21 protein-coding genes and 1 tRNA gene are annotated in these 20,953 nt (G+C 69.6%); 19 read left to right on the forward strand and 3 right to left on the reverse strand.

Annotated elements, in window-relative coordinates; all coding sequences use genetic code 11:
- Window positions 1-65: 65 nt before the first annotated feature.
- From PX701_RS16830 to ndk, 5 genes are all read left to right on the forward strand, one after another.
- Window positions 66-482: a GntR family transcriptional regulator gene (locus PX701_RS16830; RefSeq protein ID WP_231430961.1), complete on the forward strand. Its 417-nt coding sequence runs from the start codon at window positions 66-68 to the stop codon at window positions 480-482.
- Between the two features lie 250 nt (window positions 483-732).
- A complete protein-coding gene (gene ileS, locus PX701_RS16835) occupies window positions 733-4,032 on the forward strand; it encodes an isoleucine--tRNA ligase (protein WP_231430962.1) in 3,300 nt (1,099 codons plus the stop codon).
- Window positions 4,029-5,393, forward strand: coding sequence for a bifunctional folylpolyglutamate synthase/dihydrofolate synthase (locus PX701_RS16840; RefSeq protein WP_231430963.1), 1,365 nt, complete (start codon window positions 4,029-4,031; stop codon window positions 5,391-5,393). Before ileS ends, PX701_RS16840 begins: the two co-directional genes overlap by 4 nt.
- The gene (locus PX701_RS16845; RefSeq protein ID WP_275506947.1) at window positions 5,390-5,854 is read left to right on the forward strand and encodes a DUF4233 domain-containing protein; all 465 of its coding nucleotides are present in this window, start codon (window positions 5,390-5,392) and stop codon (window positions 5,852-5,854) included. The genes PX701_RS16840 and PX701_RS16845 overlap by 4 nt, the downstream gene beginning before the upstream one ends.
- The gene (ndk, locus tag PX701_RS16850; protein ID WP_231430965.1) at window positions 5,851-6,273 is read left to right on the forward strand and encodes a nucleoside-diphosphate kinase; all 423 of its coding nucleotides are present in this window, start codon (window positions 5,851-5,853) and stop codon (window positions 6,271-6,273) included. Before PX701_RS16845 ends, ndk begins: the two co-directional genes overlap by 4 nt.
- 102 nt (window positions 6,274-6,375) lie before the next feature.
- Here ndk and PX701_RS16855 read toward each other — a convergent pair whose 3' ends face one another.
- Complete coding sequence (locus PX701_RS16855) at window positions 6,376-6,996, reverse strand: vitamin K epoxide reductase family protein (RefSeq protein WP_231430966.1); 621 nt, start codon at window positions 6,994-6,996, stop codon at window positions 6,376-6,378.
- A 272-nt stretch (window positions 6,997-7,268) separates the two neighbouring features.
- On the opposite strand from PX701_RS16855, the gene PX701_RS16860 reads away from it, so the two are divergent.
- A complete protein-coding gene (locus PX701_RS16860) occupies window positions 7,269-9,791 on the forward strand; it encodes an Rne/Rng family ribonuclease (protein ID WP_275506948.1) in 2,523 nt (840 codons plus the stop codon).
- Here the strand turns inward: PX701_RS16860 and PX701_RS16865 are convergent.
- Window positions 9,783-10,073 carry a DUF4031 domain-containing protein gene (locus PX701_RS16865; protein WP_275506949.1) on the reverse strand — a complete coding sequence of 97 codons (291 nt, stop codon included), beginning with the start codon at window positions 10,071-10,073 and terminating at the stop codon, window positions 9,783-9,785. The genes PX701_RS16860 and PX701_RS16865 overlap by 9 nt on opposite strands.
- 271 nt (window positions 10,074-10,344) lie before the next feature.
- On the opposite strand from PX701_RS16865, the gene rplU reads away from it, so the two are divergent.
- The 13 genes from rplU to PX701_RS16930 all read left to right on the forward strand — a co-directional run bounded on the left by rplU (window position 10,345) and on the right by PX701_RS16930 (window position 18,678).
- Window positions 10,345-10,653: a 50S ribosomal protein L21 gene (rplU, locus tag PX701_RS16870; RefSeq protein ID WP_231430969.1), complete on the forward strand. Its 309-nt coding sequence runs from the start codon at window positions 10,345-10,347 to the stop codon at window positions 10,651-10,653.
- Window positions 10,654-10,681: 28 nt separating this feature from the next.
- Complete coding sequence (gene rpmA, locus PX701_RS16875) at window positions 10,682-10,939, forward strand: 50S ribosomal protein L27 (protein WP_056009138.1); 258 nt, start codon at window positions 10,682-10,684, stop codon at window positions 10,937-10,939.
- Between the two features lie 87 nt (window positions 10,940-11,026).
- Complete coding sequence (gene obgE / locus PX701_RS16880; RefSeq protein ID WP_231430970.1) at window positions 11,027-12,562, forward strand: GTPase ObgE; 1,536 nt, start codon at window positions 11,027-11,029, stop codon at window positions 12,560-12,562.
- A complete protein-coding gene (gene proB / locus PX701_RS16885; protein ID WP_275506950.1) occupies window positions 12,559-13,341 on the forward strand; it encodes a glutamate 5-kinase in 783 nt (260 codons plus the stop codon). The genes obgE and proB overlap by 4 nt, the downstream gene beginning before the upstream one ends.
- A gap of 62 nt (window positions 13,342-13,403) precedes the next feature.
- Window positions 13,404-14,672, forward strand: coding sequence for a glutamate-5-semialdehyde dehydrogenase (locus PX701_RS16890; RefSeq protein WP_275506951.1), 1,269 nt, complete (start codon window positions 13,404-13,406; stop codon window positions 14,670-14,672).
- A 70-nt stretch (window positions 14,673-14,742) separates the two neighbouring features.
- Window positions 14,743-14,967, forward strand: coding sequence for a Z-ring associated ZapG family protein (locus PX701_RS16895; RefSeq protein WP_231430973.1), 225 nt, complete (start codon window positions 14,743-14,745; stop codon window positions 14,965-14,967).
- A 16-nt stretch (window positions 14,968-14,983) separates the two neighbouring features.
- Window positions 14,984-15,583 (forward strand): nicotinate-nucleotide adenylyltransferase, encoded by a 600-nt coding sequence (gene nadD, locus PX701_RS16900; protein ID WP_275506952.1) that lies wholly within the window; start codon window positions 14,984-14,986, stop codon window positions 15,581-15,583.
- A complete protein-coding gene (locus tag PX701_RS16905) occupies window positions 15,580-16,812 on the forward strand; it encodes a hypothetical protein (RefSeq protein ID WP_275506953.1) in 1,233 nt (410 codons plus the stop codon). Before nadD ends, PX701_RS16905 begins: the two co-directional genes overlap by 4 nt.
- Before the next feature lie 41 nt (window positions 16,813-16,853).
- Window positions 16,854-17,216 (forward strand): ribosome silencing factor, encoded by a 363-nt coding sequence (gene rsfS / locus PX701_RS16910; protein ID WP_231430976.1) that lies wholly within the window; start codon window positions 16,854-16,856, stop codon window positions 17,214-17,216.
- Between the two features lie 116 nt (window positions 17,217-17,332).
- Window positions 17,333-17,408 (forward strand) — tRNA-Ala (locus PX701_RS16915).
- Between the two features lie 176 nt (window positions 17,409-17,584).
- Complete coding sequence (locus tag PX701_RS16920) at window positions 17,585-17,812, forward strand: helix-turn-helix transcriptional regulator (protein ID WP_275506954.1); 228 nt, start codon at window positions 17,585-17,587, stop codon at window positions 17,810-17,812.
- Between the two features lie 60 nt (window positions 17,813-17,872).
- Window positions 17,873-18,304: a hypothetical protein gene (locus PX701_RS16925; protein WP_275506955.1), complete on the forward strand. Its 432-nt coding sequence runs from the start codon at window positions 17,873-17,875 to the stop codon at window positions 18,302-18,304.
- A gap of 26 nt (window positions 18,305-18,330) precedes the next feature.
- The gene (locus PX701_RS16930; RefSeq protein ID WP_275506956.1) at window positions 18,331-18,678 is read left to right on the forward strand and encodes a site-specific integrase; all 348 of its coding nucleotides are present in this window, start codon (window positions 18,331-18,333) and stop codon (window positions 18,676-18,678) included.
- Between the two features lie 417 nt (window positions 18,679-19,095).
- On the opposite strand, the gene PX701_RS16935 is transcribed toward PX701_RS16930, so the two are convergent.
- On the reverse strand, window positions 19,096-20,712 hold the full coding sequence (locus tag PX701_RS16935; RefSeq protein ID WP_275506957.1) for a DUF1254 domain-containing protein: 1,617 nt from the start codon (window positions 20,710-20,712) through the stop codon (window positions 19,096-19,098).
- Between the last annotated feature and the right edge of the window lie 241 nt (window positions 20,713-20,953).

Genomic DNA, 20,953 nt, shown 5'->3' on the forward strand with positions numbered 1-20,953 from the left:
GACACCGCGTTTCGGCCACGACAAGCAACTTGTTCGCATTGCAATAGAACAATTAGGATGTTTCGGTGCTGATCAGACTCGACGCCGCATCACCGACCCCACTGGCCGATCAGCTCGCGTCCGCGCTCAGGTCGTCGATCATCGACGGTCGGCTCACCGGCGGCGAGCGTCTGCCGGCGGCGCGCACGCTCGCGTCGGAGCTCGGGCTCAACGTGCACACGGTGCTGCGCGCCTACCACCGGCTCCGCGACGAGCAGCTCATCGAGGTGCACCGCGGACGGGGCGCGGTCGTCGCGGTGCGCATCGGCGGGCATGCGGCGCTCGCGGGCGCCGTGCACGACCTCGTCGAGGAGGCCCGCGAGCACGGGCTGCCCGAGGCGGCGCTGCTCGAACTCGTCCGCGCGGCCTACCGCTCGGCCCCGCAGATCGGCGTCGTGCGCCCGATGCGTCCCGCGGGCCCGCCGTCGACACGGTATTCTTGAGGCCAACGACGTCGATCCGGCCATCACCGGGGAGTCTTCGGAAGAACGCGGTCGTCATTCGCTGAGCCTGTCGAAGCGAGCGTCGAGCGTCAGTAGAACCGAACGGGGCGGCCCGTCACAGCCGGCAATGAGGGGTGAATCGGTGCCCGAGCCTGTCGAAGGGCCGATTCGCAAACGAGGTGGTACCGCGGTGGCGGCTCGATCGAGCGGCCGGCGTCCTCGTGAAGCATCCGTCCCACAAGGAGCGAGCGTGTACCCCCGCACCCCAGACGACCACGGTGTCGCCCCCTCACCCGACTTCCCCGCCGTCGAGCGCGAGGTGCTCGCCTTCTGGAAGGCCGACGGCACCTTCCAGGCCTCCATCGCCCAGCGCGAAGGCGCCCCCGAGTGGGTCTTCTACGACGGCCCCCCGTTCGCGAACGGCCTGCCGCACTACGGCCACCTCCTGACCGGCTACGCGAAGGACCTCTTCCCGCGCTTCCAGACGATGCGCGGCCACCAGGTGCACCGCCGCTTCGGCTGGGACACGCACGGCCTGCCCGCCGAGCTCGAAGCGGAGCGCCAGCTCGGCATCACCGACAAGAGCGAGATCGAGGAGATGGGCATCGCGGCGTTCAACCGCGCGGCCCGCGAGTCGGTGCTGCGCTACACGAAGGAGTGGGAGGAGTACGTCACCCGCCAGGCCCGCTGGGTCGACTTCGAGCACGACTACAAGACCCTCGATGTCACGTTCATGGAGAGCGTGATCTGGGCGTTCAAGACCCTCTACGACAAGGGTCTCGCGTACGAGGGATACCGGGTGCTGCCCTACTGCTGGCGCGACCAGACCCCGCTGTCGAATCACGAGCTGCGCATGGACGACGACGTCTACAAGATGCGCCAGGACCAGACGGTGACGGTCACCTTCCCGCTCACCGGCGCGAAGGCCGAGTCGCTCGGGCTCACCGCGGTCCGGGCGCTCGCGTGGACGACCACGCCCTGGACGCTGCCGACGAACTTCGCGCTCGCCGTCGGGCCCGACATCGAGTACGCGGTCGTGCCCGCCGGCCCCAACGGCACGCCCGACGCGACCGTTCTCCGCGAGCAGGCCGAGGGAACCGAGGCCCCCGAGGTGCTCGGCGGCGAGTACCTGCTCGCCGTCGACCTCGTCGGCGGCTACGCGAAGGAGCTCGGCTACGATTCCGCCGACGACGCCCGTGCGGCCGTTTCGCGCACGGTGCGCGGTGCCGACCTCGATGGCGTCACGTACGACCGCCTCTTCGACTACTACGCCGACGTCGAGGCGTACGGGCTGCAGAATGCCTGGCGCATCCTCGTCGCCGACTACGTCACGACGGAAGACGGCACGGGCATCGTGCACCAGGCACCTGCCTACGGTGAGGAGGACCAGAAGATCGGCGAAGCCGCAGGCATCCCGGTCGTCATCTCGCTCGACGAGGGCGGCAAGTTCCTGCCCGCCGTCACCGACGTCGCCGGGATGCTCTGGAGCGACGCGAACAAGCCGCTCACGCAGCTCCTGAAGGCCGAGGGGCGTCTGCTCCGCCAGGCGAGCTACGAACACTCGTACCCGCACTGCTGGCGGTGCCGCAACCCGCTCATCTACAAGGCCGTCTCGAGCTGGTTCATCAAGGTGCCCGAGTTCAAGGGCCGCATGGGCGAGCTCAACCAGGACATCAACTGGGTTCCCGACAACGTGAAGGACGGCCAGTTCGGCAAGTGGGTCGCGGGCGCTCGCGACTGGTCGATCAGCCGCAACCGCTACTGGGGCTCACCGATCCCGGTGTGGAAGAGCGACGACCCCGAGCACCCGCGCATCGACGTCTACGGCTCGCTCGAAGAGCTCGAGCGCGACTTCGGGCGGCTTCCGGTCGGTCCCGACGGCAAGCCCGACCTGCACCGTCCCTACATCGACGAGCTCACCCGGCCGAACCCCGACGACCCGACCGGGCGGTCGACGATGCGACGCATCACCGACATCTTCGACGTCTGGTTCGACTCGGGCTCGATGCCGTTCGCGCAGGTGCACTACCCGTTCGAGAACCGGGAGTGGTTCGACACGCACAACCCGGCCGACTTCATCGTCGAGTACATCGGGCAGACGCGCGGCTGGTTCTACGTCATGCACGTGCTCTCGACCGCGCTCTTCGACCGCCGGGCGTTCTCGAACGTCGTGAGCCACGGCATCGTGCTCGGCAGCGACGGGCAGAAGATGTCGAAGTCGCTGCGCAACTACCCCGACGTCTCGGAGGTGTTCGATCGCGACGGCTCCGACGCCATGCGCTGGTTCCTCATGTCGAGCTCGGTGCTGCGCGGCGGCAACCTCATCGTCACCGAGGAGGGCATCCGCGAGGGCGTCCGCCAGCTGATGCTGCCGCTCTGGAGCACCTGGTACTTCTTCTCCCTCTACGCCAACACGGCGAAGGACGGCGGGTACGAGGCATCCCGATCGACGACGTCCACCGACGTGCTCGACCGGTACCTGCTCGCGAAGCTGCGCGACCTCGTCGAAGCGGTCACGGCCGACCTCGACGACTTCGACTCGCCGCTCGCCGCGCAGAAGCTGCGCGACTTCGGCGACGTGCTCACGAACTGGTACGTGCGCCGCTCGCGCGACCGGTTCTGGCAGGGCGTGGCCGACGACGGCTCGGGCCGTGAGGCGTTCGACACCCTCCACACCGTGCTCGAGACGCTCACGCGCCTCGCAGCGCCGTTGCTGCCGCTCGTGAGCGAGAAGATCTGGCGCGGCCTCACCGGCGGACGCAGCGTGCACCTGACCGACTGGCCAGAGGCGAGCGAGTTCCCGGCCGACCCGGCGCTCGTCGCCGCGATGGACGCGGTGCGCGAGATCAGCTCCACCTCGCTCGCGCTGCGCAAGCAGGCCGGGCGCCGGGTGCGGCTTCCGCTCGCCCGGCTCACGGTCGTCGGTGCGGATGCCTCGGCCCTCTCGCCGTTCGAGGCCATCCTGCGCGACGAGCTCAACGTGAAGAACGTCGACCTGGTGCAGCTCGACGAACGGAGTGCCGAGACGTACGGCGTGACCAAGCGCCTCACGGTGAACGCACGCGCCGCGGGTCCCCGCCTCGGCAAGCAGGTGCAGCAGGCGATCCAGGCCGCGCGCTCGGGCGACTGGTCGCTCGACGGCGAGACCGTCGTCGCAGCCGGCATCGCCCTCGAGCCGCACGAGTACGACCTCGTGCTCGAAGCCGGATCGGGCGACGGCGAGCGCGCCCTCGGCCTGCTCGCCGACGGGGGCTTCGTGATCCTCGACACCACCACGACGCCCGAGCTCGAGGCCGAGGGCCTCGCGCGCGACGTCGTGCGAGCCGTGCAGGAGGCCCGCAAGGCCGCCGGCCTCGAGGTCGGCGACCGGATCGCCCTCACCCTCACGCTCGACCCCGTCGGCGCGCGCGCCGCCGAGACCCACCGCGAGCTCATCGCGGGCGAGACCCTCGCGACCTCGCTCGAGGTGCTCGCCTCGGCCGACCTCGACGGCGAGGCCAAGGCCGTCGGCGACGACTCGCGACTGACCATCGGATTGGAGCCCGCATGACCGGCCCCGACGACCTCGAGGCGCGCGACGCCGCCGACGCGGTGCACGCGTCGCTCATCGCGCGCGTCGGCGAGGGCGCACCGCGCCCCCGGCTCGAGCCCACCCGGCGCACCGTCGAGCTGCTCGGCGACCCGCACCGGTCGGCGCCCGTGATCCACATCACCGGGACCAACGGCAAGACGTCGACGAGTCGCATGATCGAGAGCCTGCTGCGCGCATCCGGCCTGCGCACGGGCCTGCTCACGAGCCCGCACCTCGTGCGGTTCACCGAGCGCATCCGCATCGACGGCGAGTCGATCACCGACGAGGCGGTCGCCCGCAACTGGGAGGAGATCCTCCCGTTCATCGCGATCGTCGACGCGGAGCTCGAACAGGCGGGGGAGCAGCCGCTCACCTACTTCGAGGCGCTCACGGTGCTCGCGTTCGCATGCTTCGCCGACGCGCCCGTCGACGTCGTGGTGCTCGAGGTGGGCATGGGCGGCGAGTGGGACTCCACGAACGTCGCCGACGGCCAGGTCGCGGTCTTCACCCCGATCGCGCTCGACCACCAGGCACGGCTCGGCTCGACCGTCGAGGCGATCGCGCGCACCAAGTCGGGCATCATCAAGCCTGCCGCGTCGGTCGTGACCGCGCGACAGTCCGACGAGGCGCTGCGCGTGCTCGAGGACGCCGCCGAGCTCACCGAGTCGACCCTCGCGGTCGAGGACGACGCCTTCGCGGTGATCTCGACCGCGGTCGCGATCGGCGGCCAGCTCGTGTCGATCCGCGGGCTCGCGGGGGAGTACCGCGATGTGCTGCTGCCCATGTTCGGAGCCCACCAGGCCGAGAACGCGGCCGTCGCGGTCGCCGCGGTCGAGGCTTTCATCGGCGGCGGTTCGATGCGGCTCGCCGACGAGGTCGTCGAGCGAGGCCTCGGCGAGGCGACCTCGCCCGGGCGCCTGCAGGTCGTCGGCACCGAGCCCACGATCATCGTGGATGCCGCGCACAACCCGCACGGCGCCCGCTCGCTCGTCACCGCCCTCGACGAGGTCTTCGACTTCGACGAGATCGCGGTCGTGTTCGGTGTCGTCGACGACAAGGACGCCGCCGGGATCGCCGGTGAACTCGCCGCGATCTCGGGGCCGTTCATCGTGACCTCACCCGATTCGGAGCGGGCGCTGCCGGCCGACGTGCTCGGCCCGATCGTCGCCGCTCGCGCAGGCGACCGGGTGGTCGTCGTCGACCGGCTCGAGGACGCGCTCGAGCAGGCCCGCGGCTGGGCGGCGGCCGGGCCGAAGCGCGCCGTGCTCGTCACCGGGTCGATCGTGCTCGTCGGCGAGGCGATGGCGTACGCCGAGGACCACGAGTGGGGGAGCGCATGAGCGGCGACGACGTGCAGGGCTTCGACGAGGTGGAGGGCTCCGAGCCCGACGCCTCGGCCGCGCCCGCCCGGCCGCCGCGCTCGATCCGCCAGAGCCTCGCCGCGATCGTGCTCGGCTTCGAGACGATCGTGGTCTTCCTCGCCGCGCTCGTCGTCTGGGGCCTCGCACAGGGCGATGCCGCACTGGGCGTCGAGTCGGCCCTGCCGCCGTGGGTGGCCCTCGTCGCGGGCGGCGTCATCATTCTCGGCCTGATCGCGACGATCGGACTGCTCCGCTTCGACTGGGCGTACACGCTCGGCTGGGTGCTGCAGGTGCTCATCGTCGCCTCGGGCTTCATCAACCCGGCGATGTTCGTCGTCGGGGCGCTCTTCGGCGGCATGTGGTGGTACTGCATGGTCGCCGGGAGCCGGATCGACCGACAGCGCGCGGAATTCACCGCGCCGGGGAAGGAACAGCAATGACCACTGCGATCGAAGAGACCCTCGTGCTCGTGAAGCCCGACGGCGTCGCGCGCAACCTGACCGGCGAGATCCTGCGCCGCATCGAGGCGAAGGGCTACTCGCTCGTCGACATCCGTCTCGTGCAGGCCGACCGCGAACTGCTCGCGAAGCACTACGCCGAGCACGAGGGCAAGCCGTTCTACGAGCCGCTCGTCGAGTTCATGGAGTCGGGTCCGGTCGTCGCGATCCGCGTCGCCGGCAACCGGGTCATCGAGGGCTTCCGCGTGCTCGCGGGCACGACCGACCCGACGACCGCCGCGCCAGGCACGATCCGCGGGGACTTCGGCCGCGACTGGGGGCTCAAGGTGCAGCAGAACCTCGTGCACGGTTCCGACTCGCCCGAGTCGGCCGAGCGCGAGCTCGCGCTCTGGTTCGCCTGACGTTTCGTCGTTCGAGGAGCGGGCGACGCCGGAGCACGCGTATCGAGACCGCCACGCGTGGTCTCGATACGCTCCTTCGTCGCTCCTCGACCGGCCGGATGCTCAGAGATTCTGCAGGTCGATCATGACGCGGGGGATCGCGTTCATCTGAGCCTGGGCGAGCACGATCACGATGGCGTAGCAGACCACCGTGATGAGCGGTACCCACTTCAGCCACGCCCCGGCGAGCCGGCGAACGCGTGCCGAGCCCGGAATATGCCCTTCGCGCAGGTTGTAGAGCGTGACCGCCCAGAAGGTCGGGATGGTGACCGCCCACGTGAGCATGCACCAGGGGCAGAGCACGTCGAGCACGTAGATGCTCTGGTAGATGAGCCAGCCGACGAACGCGAGCGCGCCGGCCACGCCGACGTTGAAGCCCACCCAGAACCATCGGGCGAACGTCGCGCCGGCGAGGATCGCGACGGCGATCGTGATGACGACCGGCCACGCCATGAGCCCGACGAACGGGTTGGGGAAGCCGAACACGGAGCCCTGCCACGAAGCGAGGTTCGTGCTGCATCCCACGAGCACGCCCACGTTGCAGTTCGGTACATGACTCGGATCCTCGAGGGTGAGCACCTTCTCGACCGAGAGTTCGAACGCGGCGAGCAGCCCGAGGGCGCCGGCGATGAGCAGGAAGATCGCGAGGGCGAGCGGCCGACGGCGCTCGAGGGTGTCGGGCATGCTCGGATTATGGCACGCCGATTCCCCACGTCGCTGTCAGAGCATGCGATAATCGAGGGAGTCGTCCGGGCCGCGCCCGGCACGGCGCCAATGAAGGCTTTGAGGGTGCGATGCATCCGAGTGGGCGGGAGAAACCCGCAAGACGTGGCGATCACGGCAACCGCCGATCGCAGAATTGATGGTTCAGCGGCACTGCGCGAAGCGCGGGGCCGCTCCAGAGGAGTACGGATCCACGGCGCGGCCGAGGCATCCGGTGTAGGAGTGCACCAGAGATGGTGGAAGGCAACGAGAAGAACAGCAACGAACCCGATTCGCGCGGTGGCGCCCCGAAGCGGCGAGGCGGCCTGTTCGGCGCCCGGCGGTCGCGTCGGGTCACGACGGAGCCGGTCGCCGAGCAGGTGACGGCCGAGGCCGCCCCCGACATCGACGGCGCGACCGAGGCGGCGTCGAGCACGGTTGCGTCGACCGAGTCCGCGGTCCCCGCCGAGGCCGAGCAGACGGCCGGCCTCGAGGCGACCGACGCCGCGGCACCGGTCGTCGAGGAGCCCGCGGCCGAGGCGTCCCCGTCCGAGCCCGCAGCGTCGCCGATCCCCGCGACGCTCACGACGACGTCGCTCATCTTCCACGCGCCGCCCGTGTTCGAGGTGCCCGAACGCGACGAGCCGCAGACGGAGGACGGCTCGAGCGTCCGCCGTCGTACCCGTCGCCGTTCGGGCGAAGAGGGCCGGCCGACCGGCGACGAGCCCGCGAACACCGTCGTCAAGGTGCGCAAGCCCCGCGAGCCCGAACTCATCACCGAGCCCCAGAAGGTCAAGGGCTCCACCCGGCTCGAGGCGAAGAAGCAGCGTCGCCGCGACGGCCGCGACGCCGGCCGCCGTCGCGCGGTCATCACCGAGGCCGAGTTCCTCGCCCGCCGCGAGTCGGTCGACCGCTCGATGGTCGTCCGCGAGAAGGGCGGCCGCATCCAGATCGGCGTCCTGGAGGACGGCGTGCTCGTCGAGCACTACGTCGCCCGCAACCAGGACGCATCCCTCATCGGGAATGTGTACCTCGGTCGGGTGCAGAACGTGCTGCCCAGCATGGAGGCCGCCTTCGTCGACATCGGCCGAGGCCGCAACGCCGTGCTCTACTCGGGCGAGGTCGACTGGGAGGCGGCCGCCGAGAACGGCGAGAAGAACCAGCCGCGTCGCATCGAGCTCGCGCTCAAGCCCGGCGACCGCGTGCTCGTCCAGGTCACGAAGGACCCGGTGGGCCACAAGGGCGCCCGCCTGACGAGCCAGGTGTCGCTGCCGGGCCGCTATCTCGTCTACGTGCCGAACGGCTCGATGAACGGCATCAGCCGCAAGCTCCCCGACACCGAGCGCGCGCGCCTCAAGAAGATCCTGAAAGAGGTGCTGCCCGAGAACCAGGGCGTCATCGTGCGCACCGCGGCCGAGGGTGCCACCGAAGAGCAGCTCACCCTCGATGTCAATCGCTTGATCGCCCAGTGGGCCGACATCCAGCAGACGCTCGAGAAGGTGCAGGCGCCCGCGCTCCTGCACTCCGAGCCCGACCTGCTCATCAAGATCGTCCGCGATGTCTTCAACGAGGACTTCCAGAAGCTCATCATCGAGGGCGACGCCGCGCGCCAGACGATCGAGCGGTACCTGCGCGCCGTCGCACCCGACCTGCTCGAGCGCGTCGAGGCGTACGCGGGCGACCGCGATTCGTTCGACGAGTTCCGCATCAGCGAGCAGATCGAGAAGGCGCTCGACCGCAAGGTCTGGCTGCCGTCGGGCGGCTCGCTCATCATCGACCGCACCGAGGCGATGACCGTCGTCGACGTCAACACCGGCAAGTTCGTCGGCTCGGGTGGAAACCTCGAAGAGACGGTCACGAAGAACAACCTCGAGGCGGCTGAAGAGATCGTCCGCCAGCTGCGCCTGCGCGACATCGGCGGCATCATCGTCGTCGACTTCATCGACATGGTGCTCGAGTCGAACCGCGACCTCGTGCTGCGACGCCTCGTGGAGTGCCTCTCGCGCGACCGCACGAAGCACCAGGTCGCCGAGGTCACCTCGCTCGGGCTCGTGCAGATGACCCGGAAGAAGCTCGGCCTCGGACTCCTCGAGTCGTTCAGCGAGCCGTGCGAGGTGTGCGCCGGCCGCGGCATCATCGTGCACCACGAGCCGATCCTGAAGCACCGCGCTCCGCAGCAGCCCGAGCGTCGTCGCAACCGGGGCGGGGGCGGCCAGTCGCAGCCGCAGCCGGCTGCGACGACCACAGCGCCGCACGCCGGCACGCATGCGATCACCGACGACGCGAAGCACGCGCTCGCCCAGATCGCGGCGTCGACGATTCCGCACACCGACGCGAAGGACGAGGAGTCCGTCGCGGAGGTTCCCGCCGAGGCTCCCTCGACGGCGCAGCCGGCCGCCGACGTCCCGACCGGTCGTCGGCGCGGCCGCCACCGTCGCGTCTCGCAGGAGGCCGGTCGGCCCGACACGGAGGCCGCGACGACGTCGGTCGCCGAGTCGGCGCCGACGACCCCGGCGACCGACGAGGCCGAGCCGGTGCTCCCGATCATCGACCTGCCCGTTCCGGCCGCCGATCGCAAGCGCCCGGTGCCGACCGCCGAGGCCGAGGTGCTCCTCGACTCGGTGCTCGACGCGCTGCCCGCGCCCAAGAAGGCGGGGGAGGGCCGGGCGCGCAGCCGCCGGGTCTCGACCGCGGCGCTCAGCACGGGCGGCTCGATCCCCGTGATCACCCGGCGTGACGGAGACGTCGACGCCGAGGCATCCGACGGCTCAGAATGACGTGCGGCCCGCGCGGTCGCGTCGCTCGCGCGGCGTGACCCGCAGGCCGCTCCCGCGCAGGCGACGTACGAGTTCGCGCGGGCTCACCGGCTCGGCTCCGGCCGCCACGAGCTCGTCGTACCGCTCGACGGGCACGTCGTAGTGGTCGAGGTCGAACGCACGCGGCGGCAGGTCGACCCGGCGGGCGAACGCCTGCAGCTCCTCGATCGACTCGTCGCTCACGAGGTGCGCCCATACCGTGCCGTGCTTCGGCCAGAGCGGCGTGTCGATGAGGACGGTCATGAGGGGATGCTACGCGCAACGCCGCGCGACGCGCCGTCGGCGCGCGTTTGACCCCCTCCGGGTCATCCGGTAAACTCGACCGTTGGTGCCGCTGCTTATCCCAGTGCGCGCCACTTCGCGGTTCACTCCGCAAGCAGGTCATTCTGCACGCAGGACAACCCGCACAGTGTTTTCTCGCAGTCACCACCCTTCTTCCCGCTGGGGCGACCGCGCAGTGACAATCCCTTCAGGCAGACGGGGCCGAGAGGCCCCCCAGAGATAGGTACGAGTAGTGGTTTACGCAGTAGTGCGCGCCGGCGGTCGGCAGGAGAAGGTCGAAGTCGGCACCATCGTGACGATGGACCGCATCAAGGCTGACAAGGACGGCAACGTCCAGCTCACCCCGGTGCTCCTCGTCGACGGTGACAAGATCACCTCCGACGCCAAGTCGCTCGCGAAGGTCACCGTCACGGCCGAGGTCCTGGGCGACCTCCGCGGCCCGAAGATCGTGATCCAGAAGTTCAAGAACAAGACCGGCTACAAGAAGCGCCAGGGCCACCGCCAGGAGCTCACGCGCGTCAAGGTCACCGGCATCAAGTAACCGCCGCGGCGTCCAAGGAGAATCAGACATGGCACACAAAAAGGGAGCGAGCTCCACTCGCAACGGTCGTGACTCGAACGCGCAGCGCCTCGGCGTGAAGCGCTTCGGCGGCCAGGTCGTCGGCGCCGGCGAGATCATCGTCCGCCAGCGCGGCACCCACTTCCACCCGGGTGCGGGCGTCGGTCGCGGTGGCGACGACACCCTGTTCGCGCTCGAGGCCGGCGCGGTGCAGTTCGGCAACAAGGGCGGCCGCAAGGTCGTCAACATCGTGGCGGTCGGCGAATAGCCGACCGACGACGGTCTTCGTGAGGGCGGGCTTCGGCTCGCCCTCACGCGTTTCATCACCCGGTTCAACGCTCAGGAGGGGTTCGGCATGGTCAGCTTCGTCGACGAGGTGACGCTGTATCTGCGCGCCGGACATGGCGGTAACGGCTGCGTCTCGGTACGCCGTGAGAAGTTCAAGCCGCTCGCCGGCCCCGATGGCGGCAACGGCGGGCACGGCGGCGACATCGTGCTCGTCGCCGACCCGCAGGTGACGACGCTGCTCGCGTACCACGGTCGTCCGCACCGCTCGTCGGCGAACGGACAGCCCGGCCAGGGCGACAACCGATCGGGTGCCGCCGGCGAGGACCTCGAGCTGCCGGTGCCCGTCGGCACCGTGGTGAAGGACGAGGAGGGCAACGAACTCGCCGACCTCGCCGAGCCCGGGCTCCGCTTCGTCGCGGCCGCCGGCGGCCTCGGCGGCCTGGGCAACGCGGCACTCGCGAGCACGAAGCGCAAGGCACCCGGCTTCGCCCTGCTCGGCACGGACGGCGACGAGCACGAGATCCGCCTCGAGCTGAAGACCATCGCCGACGTCGCCCTCGTCGGCTTCCCGAGCGCCGGCAAGTCGAGCCTCATCGCAGCCCTCTCGGCCGCTCGTCCGAAGATCGCCGACTACCCGTTCACGACGCTGCATCCGAACCTCGGGGTCGTGCAGGCGGGCGATCACCGCTTCACCGTCGCCGACGTGCCCGGGCTCATCGAGGGCGCGAGCGAGGGCAAGGGACTCGGGCTCGAGTTCCTGCGGCATGTCGAGCGGTGCGCGGCGCTCCTGCACGTGATCGACTGCGCGACCCTCGAGCCGGGTCGCGACCCGATCAGCGACCTCGACGTGATCCTCGCCGAGCTCGCCGCGTACCCGGTGCCCGAGGGCCAGATCCCGCTGCTCGAGCGGCCGCAGCTCGTCGCCCTCAACAAGGTCGACGTGCCCGAGGCCCGCGAGCTGGCCGACTTCGTGCGGCCCGAACTCGAGACGCGGGGGTACCGGGTGTTCGAGATCTCGACGGTGAGTCACGAGGGGCTCCGCCAGCTCGGGTTCGCCCTCGGCGAGCTCGTGGACCGCGCCCGTGCCGAGGCCGCGGCCGCACCCGAGCCCGAGCGCATCGTCATGCGTCCCAGGGCGGTCGACGAGGTCGGATTCACGGTTCGCGCCGAGGGCGGCAGCTACGGCACCATCTACCGGATCCTCGGCAAGAAGCCCGAGCGCTGGGTGCAGCAGACCGACTTCGCGAACGACGAGGCCGTGGGCTTCCTCGCCGACCGGCTTGCGAAGCTGGGCGTCGAGGACGAGCTCGTGCGCGCCGGCGCCGTGGCCGGTTCGACCGTCGTCATCGGAAAGGGCCAGGGCGTCGTCTTCGACTGGGAGCCGACGCTCACCTCGACCGCCGAACTCATCACCTCGCCGCGCGGCACCGACGTGCGACTCGACGAGAGCCGTCGTGCGACGCGCGCCGAGCGCAAGAGCGACTACCACGAGCGCATGGACGCGAAGGCCGAGGCCCGCGCCGAGCTCGAACGCGAACGCGAAGCCGGCATCTGGGGCGACGAGGGCGACGGCGAGGTCGGCCCCGACGGGGGCGATCGATGACCCTCCGTTCCCATGCAGACATCCCGACCGCGCGTCGGGTCGTCGTGAAGGTCGGCTCGTCGTCGATCAGCGGCGAGAACACCGGGCAGATCGCCCCCCTCGTGGAGGCGCTCGCCGCGGCGCACGCCCGAGGGACCGAGGTCGTGCTCGTGTCGTCGGGCGCGATCGCGACCGGCATGCCCTACCTGCGACTCGACTCGCGACCGAACGACCTCGCGACCCAGCAGGCGGCGGCCTCCGTCGGCCAGAACCTGCTCATGGTGCGCTATCAGGACGCGCTCGACCGCTACGACATCGTGGCGGGTCAGGTGCTGCTCACCGCGGGCGACCTCGAGAACGACACGCCGCGCGTGAATGCCCAGCGGGCGATCGATCGGCTGCTGGCACTGCGCATCATGCCGATCGTGAATGAGAACGACACCGTCGCCACGCACGAGATCCGGTTCGGCGACAACGACCGGCTCGCCGCGCTCGTGGCCGAGCTGATCGGTGCCGACCTGCTCGTGCTCCTCTCCGATGTCGACGCCCTGTACACGAAGCCGCCGCACCTGCCGGGTGCGGAGCGCATCGACCGGGTCGCGTTCGGCGACGGACTCGAGGGCGTCGAGATCGGCTCGATCGGCCGCGCGGGCGTCGGCACCGGCGGCGCCGAGACGAAGGTCTCGGCCGCGCGCGTCGCCGCCGAGGCGGGTGCTGCCGTGCTCATCACGGCGACCCCGCTCGTCGCCGAGGCGCTCTCGGGCGCCGACGTCGGCACGTGGTTCGAACCAGCCCGCTGACCGTCCGCATGCGGCCCCGTCATACGACGCCCCGCTCGCCTCGCCTCGCCTAGGCTGGGACCATGGCGAATCCCGACCTCGATCCCGACGTGCTCGACGAGCGGCTCGCCGCCGCGAAGACCGCTTCGCTTCGGCTCGCCCGGGCCTCGACTGCCGAGAAGGACGCCGCCCTCGCCGAGGTCGCCGGGATCCTGCGCGAGCGCGCCGCCGACATCGTCGCGGCCAACGCCCTCGACCTCGCGGCCGGTCGCGAGGAGGGCCTCTCGACGGGCCTGCTCGACCGGCTCGCCCTCGACGTTCGCCGGGTGAACGCCCTCGCCGACGCGGTGCTCGAGGTGATCGCACTGACCGATCCGATCGGCGAGACGGTCAGCGGCCGATCGCTGCCGAGCGGCGTGCGCATCGACCAGGTGCGGGTGCCCCTCGGCGTCGTCGGCGCGATCTACGAGGCCAGGCCGAACGTGACGATCGACATCGCGGTGCTCGCGCTCAAGAGCGGCAACGCCGTCGTGCTGCGCGGCGGCAGCGCGGCCGAGCAGACGAACGCGGTGCTCGTCGAGGTGCTGCGCGCCGCGCTCGAGCGCACCGGCCTCCCGGGCGACGCCGTGCAGACGGTCGACGACTTCGGGCGCGTCGGCGCACGGCACCTCATGCAGGCACGCGAATACGTCGACGTGCTGATCCCGCGGGGGAGCGCCGGGCTCATCCGCGCCGTCGTCGACGAGGCGCGCGTGCCCGTCATCGAGACGGGCGCGGGTGTCGTGCACATGTTCCTCGACGAGAGCGCGCCCGAGTCGTGGGCCGTCGAGCTCGTGCACAACGCGAAGGTGCAGCGGCCGAGCGTCTGCAACGCGCTCGAGACCCTGCTCGTCCACCGCGACGCCGCCGAGCGGCTCCTGCCCGCCGTCATCGACCGCCTCGAGGCATCCGGGGTGACCGTGCACGCCGACGAACGCGTGCGGGCGATCCGGCCCGAGACGGTGCCGGTGACCGACGACGACTGGGCGACCGAGCACATGAGTCTCGACCTCTCGGTCGGTGTCGTCGACTCCCTCGACGACGCACTCGCCCACATCCGCCGGTACTCGACGAAGCACACCGAGGCCATCGTGACGAACGACCTCGGCAACGCCGAGCGCTTCCTCAACGAGGTCGACGCCGCGGCCGTGATGGTGAACGCCTCCACGCGCTTCACCGACGGCGCGGAGTTCGGCTTCGGCGCCGAGGTCGGCATCTCGACGCAGAAGCTCCACGCACGCGGCCCGATGGGCCTGCCGCAGCTCACGAGCACGAAGTGGATCGTGCGCGGCGCAGGCCACGTGCGCGCCTGAGCGCGCCGCACCGCTCGACCTCGCTAGACTGGCGGGAGCGTTACCCGCAGGATTCGAAAGGAACGGCCGAATGAGCCTCACCACCGCAGCGTTGACCGGAACGGTGCTCACCGAGACGGTGCACGCGCGAGAGCTGCCGGTCGAGTCCTGGGTGTACGGGCTCATCGCCCTCATCATCTTCGCCATCCTCGGGTTCGTCGCCGCGTCGTACCGCGACGTCGCCAACCGCCATCGCGCCAAGGCCGAGGCGTACGCCGCCCGTCACTCGGGCGACGCGCACGGGCACGGTCACTGAGGCGAGTGGTCGCCCGGTGACGGTGCCGGGCCGCCGATCCCGCGTCGGGATCATGGGCGGCACGTTCGATCCGATCCACCACGGCCACCTCGTGGCCGCGAGCGAGGTCGCGCAGTCGCACGACCTCGACGAGGTGATCTTCGTGCCGACCGGCCAGCCGAGCTACAAGACGGTCGTGACCCCGGCGGAGCACCGCTACCTCATGACCGTCATCGCCACCGCGTCGAACCCCCGCTTCACGGTGAGCCGGGTCGACATCGACCGGCAGAAGGCGACGTTCACGATCGACACCCTCCGCGACATCCGTCGCGAGCGACCCGACGCCGACCTGTTCTTCATCACCGGCGCCGATGCCATCGCCCAGATCCTCTCGTGGAAGGACGTCGACGAGCTCTGGGAGCTGGCCCACTTCGTTGCTGTGAGTCGCCCGGGACATGTCCTGAGCGTTTCGGGTTTGCCGGAGCAAGACGTAAGCTTGCTTGAAGTTCCGGCTCTGGCGATTTCGTCGACCGATTGCCGGAGCAGGGTGCGCCGGGGTTTCCCGGTGTGGTACTTGGTCCCCGATGGGGTCGTCCAGTACATCTCCAAGCACCATCTCTACCGGAGTGTCGAATGACGTCGTCGAACGAACCGCCGCTCACGCGCCGTGAGTTGCGGGAACGAGAGCGCCTGCGCGAACAGCAGGCAGCTTCGACGACCCCCGACGCTCCTGCACAGCCGTTCGCCGCACCGCAGCCGCCCCCCGCTGCACCCCAGGCGCCGATTCCCGCACCGCAGCCGGCGGTCGCACCGGCATCCGCACCGCAGCCGGTGAATCCTCAGTTCGCGGCCCCCGTGGCCGCCGCCGCCCAGGCCGCGCCGAGCCCGAGCTACGCCCCGCCTCGTCCGGCGGGCGGATTCGATGCGGTCATCGCCGCCCCGCAGGCGCCGACCCCGACGCAACTGCCGCAGCAGAGCCCGTTCGCGCCGCGTCCGAGCGCTCCCGTTCCGGCGCAGCCCGCCGTACCGCCCCAGCCGCAGGCTCCTGCGCAGCAGCAGGCGGCGCCGATGCCAGCGGTTCCGGCGCCGGCGATTCCCGTGCCGGCCGAGCCCGCCCAGGCGGCCGTGCCCGCCCCCGGGCAGACGCCCGAGCGCACCCTGACGCGACGCGAGCTCCGCGCGATGCTCGAGGGCACCGCGCTCGACGACTTCGACGACGAGTTCGACGACGCCGCGCCGCCTGCTGCCGCAGCGCCGGTCGCGTCGGCCGCACCCCAGATCGTGAACCCGCAGACCGGGCAGCCGTTCGCCGCTCCCGCATCCGCCGCGCCGCGGCCGCAGCCGGCCCCGACGCAGCTGCCTGCCGCCCAGCCCGCTGCGCCGGCAGCACCGGCCCACTGGACCTCGCAGCTCAACGTGCCAGACGACCAGCCGTCCGGCCCGTTCGACCAGCTCCTTTCGCGCGGTTCGCTGAGTCACGGCGTGCCCACGACGACGAACGCGCTCATCCTGCCGTCCCTGCCCGACCAGGGCGCCTTCGGCGACACGCTCGCGCAGACCGGCGAGGTCATGGCGACCGGCTCGATCGACCTTCCCCGCAGCTACGGCGCGACCGGCGTGCACCCGAGCCAGATCGACTCGTCCGACGTCGACCGGCTGTTCGACAGCATCGAGGAGGTCGGCACCGGCGTCGCGCCGGTGGCCGCGACGAGCGCCATCAGCACGCAAGGCGCGGCGCGCACGATGATGGCCCCGCCGAAGAAGGAGGGCATGAACGTGCCCCTCGTGCTCGCAGTGACCGCCGGAGTACTCGCACTCGGCGTCGTCGGCACCCTCGTCATCGGCGCCATGTCGGGCCTGTTCTGATCCCCGGCGCCAACGCCGACCGTCTACCCGGAAGTGAGCGAATGACCGCATCCTCTGAAGCCCTCGACTCCCTGGCCCGTGCGGTGCGCGCGGCCGACGCGAAGGGCGGCGAAGATCTGGTCGCATTGGATGTCTCGGGGCCGCTCCCGTTCGCCGACGTGTTCCTGCTCGTCACCGGCAACTCCGAGCGCAACGTGGTGGCGATCGCCGACGCCATCGAAGAGGTCCTCGGCCGTGCCAGTCGCCGCGAGGGGCACGACGCGGGCCGTTGGGTGCTGCTCGACTTCGGTGACCTCGTCGTGCACGTGTTCCACCGCGAGGAGCGCATGTACTACGGTCTCGAACGCCTCTGGAACGACTGCCCGGCGCTTCCCGTCGAGCCGCTGCTCACGGCGAAATCCTGATCGCGGCGCGAATCGCCCGGGGTGCACCGCTCGATTTCGCACGGCGGCATCGCCTGGTGTAAGCTCGTCTCGTTGCCCGCGAGAGCGGGAAGCACCGAAACGGGTTCATCCCGAACGGGTCTGTGGCGCAGCTGGTAGCGCACCTGCATGGCATGCAGGGGGTCAGGGGTTCGAGTCCCCTCAGATCCACCAAGAACCCCTGACGAATCGCAAGATTTGTCAGGGGTTTTCTCGTTGAACAGGGCGAGAAGAGGGTCGTTGGGGCCTTTTTGGGGCCTTTTCGATTCGGGGGACAGGCTTCCACAGGATTCCACATGTGAAGTCCCCGGACAGCAAGCATTTCGGCGTGATGCGCACTCCCGAGGAGTATGACCACATCAACCGATCACACCGTTCCGGCGGCCCGGTTCGTCGACGAGCTCGGGGACTATCTGAGCGTCGACGAACTGGCGCAGTACTTGCAACTGTCCAAAGAGACGATCTACCACTGGCGTCTCGAAGGAACCGGCCCGAAGGCCACCAAGCTCGGCAAGCATCTGCGATACAGCCGCGAGAACGTTCAGGCCTGGTTGCAGGCCCGAACGGACCGACGGTGACGATGGTGATGGCTTCCTACCCTGCGAATACAGAGGGTGAGCATGATGCCACGCAGAAGAATGGAACCCGGCTCACGCGGGGAGATCACGTACCATGACCTGCCCGACGGTCGAGTTCGTGGCACCGTCGTCTTCCGTCGCATCGATGGGAGCTACGGCAAGGTCCGCACCCGCGCGACATCTCGGGCGCGAGCACGTCGCACGCTGGTCGCAGCGGTCGGCGATCAGTACGAAGCGGCCTACGGGGCGAATGACGGTCTCACGCCGGAGTCGCTCTTCATCGAGCTCACGCACGAGTACATGCAGCACGTCGCGTTCACCGGGGAACAGCGAGACACGACACGGCACGAGAACTCCCGCCTGATTGAGAAGAAGATCGCACCGCTGATGGGATCGCTCGCCCTACGGGAGGTCAAGGCGAGCACAGTTCTCCGGTCTACAAGGCAAACCATCGGCGCACGCCTCGACAAGCCGACACATGCAAGGCGCTGATCAGCCAGATCTGCTCGTATGCCGTGATGAATGACCTCATGGTCGCCAGTCCGGCGTGGGAGGTGAAGAGCGCTAAGCGGCGCCCGAAGCCCATCTACGCTCCCGACGCGGTGGAGTTGCAGAGTTTCCGGGCGATCATTCGCGACTACCAGAACCGCGCGGATCGGATGGGACCGCGGCCATCCGATCTGCTCGGCGATGTCGTGGATCTGATCCTCGCCACCGGCGCCCGCGTGAGCGAGGCAGTCCGACTCAAGTGGCAATTCGTGGATCTCGACTCGGACCGGCCGAGCATCACGATCGCCGGGAAGGTCATTGACTCCAAAGGCCTGCCCAAGCGCTATGAGGACTATCTGAAGACGGAGTCTGGATGACGGCGCATCTCAGTTCCGGACGAACTCCTACCGATGCTCCGCCGTCGCAAGATCGCATCGGGCGACAACGAGTTCGTCTTCCAAACCCGCACCGGGGCACCCAGCGGAACCAAGATGTGCACCGTTCCCTGCGGCGCGTCCGGGAATGGGCTGGGCTCGACGAGGCACTCGTGCCGCACGCGCTCCGCAAGTCCGCGGTGACCGCGGTTGCAGACGCACTCGGCATCGAAGGGGCCGCCCGGTTCGCCGGCCACAAACGGTCTAGGGTGACCGAGCAGTACTACGAAAAGCGCGCCGTTCAGGCTCCGGACACCTCGATAGTGCTCGGCAACCTTCAGCGATCTCGGCCTGTGGGACACGCAACCACGGCACCCGGCGAACGGGCGCCGTGGCCGCGTACTCATCTGCAATCGCGACTCACTCGCTCACACGAACGATCTCGGGCAGGCGCCACGTGTTGTCAAACCATGACTCGAGCGGGCCGTAGAGGCGCAGCAGGGGCCACCACGACTTGCCAGGCAGCGTAGGGATCCAATTGGACTCCTTGCCATCGGGGGCGGTCGGCGCGAACCACAGGACGTACGAACCGTCGGCTTCGGCCTGGAGGCCTTCGCCGAGGCTCGACAGAGCTGGGTAGAGCGTCGACTGCAACAGCGACCGGGTCTGGGTGTCATAGAGGTCGAACGCCCAGAAGTTCTTCGCCGGCGGGTTCGGAGGGATCGTCAGCGAGTACGTGGCGGCTCCATCGAGCAGCGCGCCGTCGGCGTCCTGCGCGGTGTAGATGTAGGCCGAGCCGGCACCAACCTGCGCGTGCGCCATCGCCGGCGTGATGACGGTCGCCGCGTAGTGGAACAGCGTGCGGGCGTCGAGATTGCGCGCACCGTCGCTCAGGAACTCGTAGCTGCCGCCGACGAACCCCTCCTTCCACGAGGATCCGTCCCAGCGGTACGACTCCGGGTTGCGAGGCCGGTAGAGGTTGGCGCGCGCCATCCCGGCACCAATGCGGGCGGCGGCGTCGAGCACGCCGCGCCGATGCTCATCGGGCGCGAAGGGCTTCCCGTGTGCGATGCCGAGGGCGGCCAGCGTCCCCGCGCGCTCGGGGTCGAGTGCCGCGGTGGGTTCTTCGGCGACGATCTCGGCGACCTCTTCGAAGAACGAGAAGTCGTTCGAGTGGATCGTGTTGAACACCTGGTCGGCGATGTTCACGAAGGTGTTCTCCGGCGGAGCGGCGGCATCGCTCAGTCGATAGATGCGGGACTGCTTGATGGCGGGCACGCCGCCCAGGGCGCGGATCACCACGAAGTTCGTGAACGTCGGGCTTTCGTAGGTGAAGTACCCGTCGGGCCGCTCGCCGTCGTATCCCGGAGGGAGGAAGAGGTACTTGCCGCCGGCGCCCTTGTCGGGGCCCGCGATTCCCATGTCGGCGACGTACCGGAACCAGAAGTCGTCGACGACGCCGAGCGCCTGCGGGGGTGCCTCGATGACCGTTGGACCCCACGCCCGCAGGTCAAGGAACGCAACTCCGTAGGTGGTCTCGGTGTTCGGCGTGAGCCACAGCGCACCAGAGTTGCACTTCGGATCGGTGAATGCGATCTTGTCGGGCGAGTCGACGCCGGCGACGCGCAGCCCGTGCCGCATGGCGACAAGCGACGCACCCGGGATCGTGTCGAGGAAAGCTGTGATGCCGCGGACGAGGTCGAGCCCGTCGAAGATGGTCTGAACCGATTCGGGCGTAGGCACGCCGTCGAAGAACTCGAAGTCACCGAACGGCGTCGACAAGCGGTCGGGCGTCGAAAGGCGCGTCACCTCCTCGGCCAACTGATCCCTCGTCAGCCCCGTCCTGGTGCTTGCTTCGATCGACATGCGCATTCCCCCTCGCTGGTCACGTCCCGTCATCATGACACCGGGCCCATGATGGTGCATCACCAAGATCGCACGACGGAGTCGGTGACTGCCGTCGGCCCGCTCGCCAAGAATCCGAGATCGATCGTCGGTGCGGGGATTTGCGGGTCGACATAGGGTCTGGTGAGGCACGGCGCATCGGCTCGCGAATCACCTTCAGTTTCCGCGGAGTGGGCCCGCGGGGGTGAATGAATGGCTGATCGAGCGGGCCCCGCTCGCTTCGAGAGTCCGTGGTCGATGCCTCGCTTGCGGCATGGGCTTGTGACGCCGGAGCTTGTCTCCGGCATGGTGCTCGTCAGCGTCGTCATCGCGGTGTCGGACGACAGTGGGCGTTCGTTGAACACCATGGGCGTCACCATCGTCAGCATGCTCG

Origin of the sequence: Agromyces chromiiresistens (assembly GCF_029167465.1) — a bacterium.
Classification (GTDB): Bacteria; Actinomycetota; Actinomycetes; order Actinomycetales; family Microbacteriaceae; genus Agromyces; species Agromyces chromiiresistens.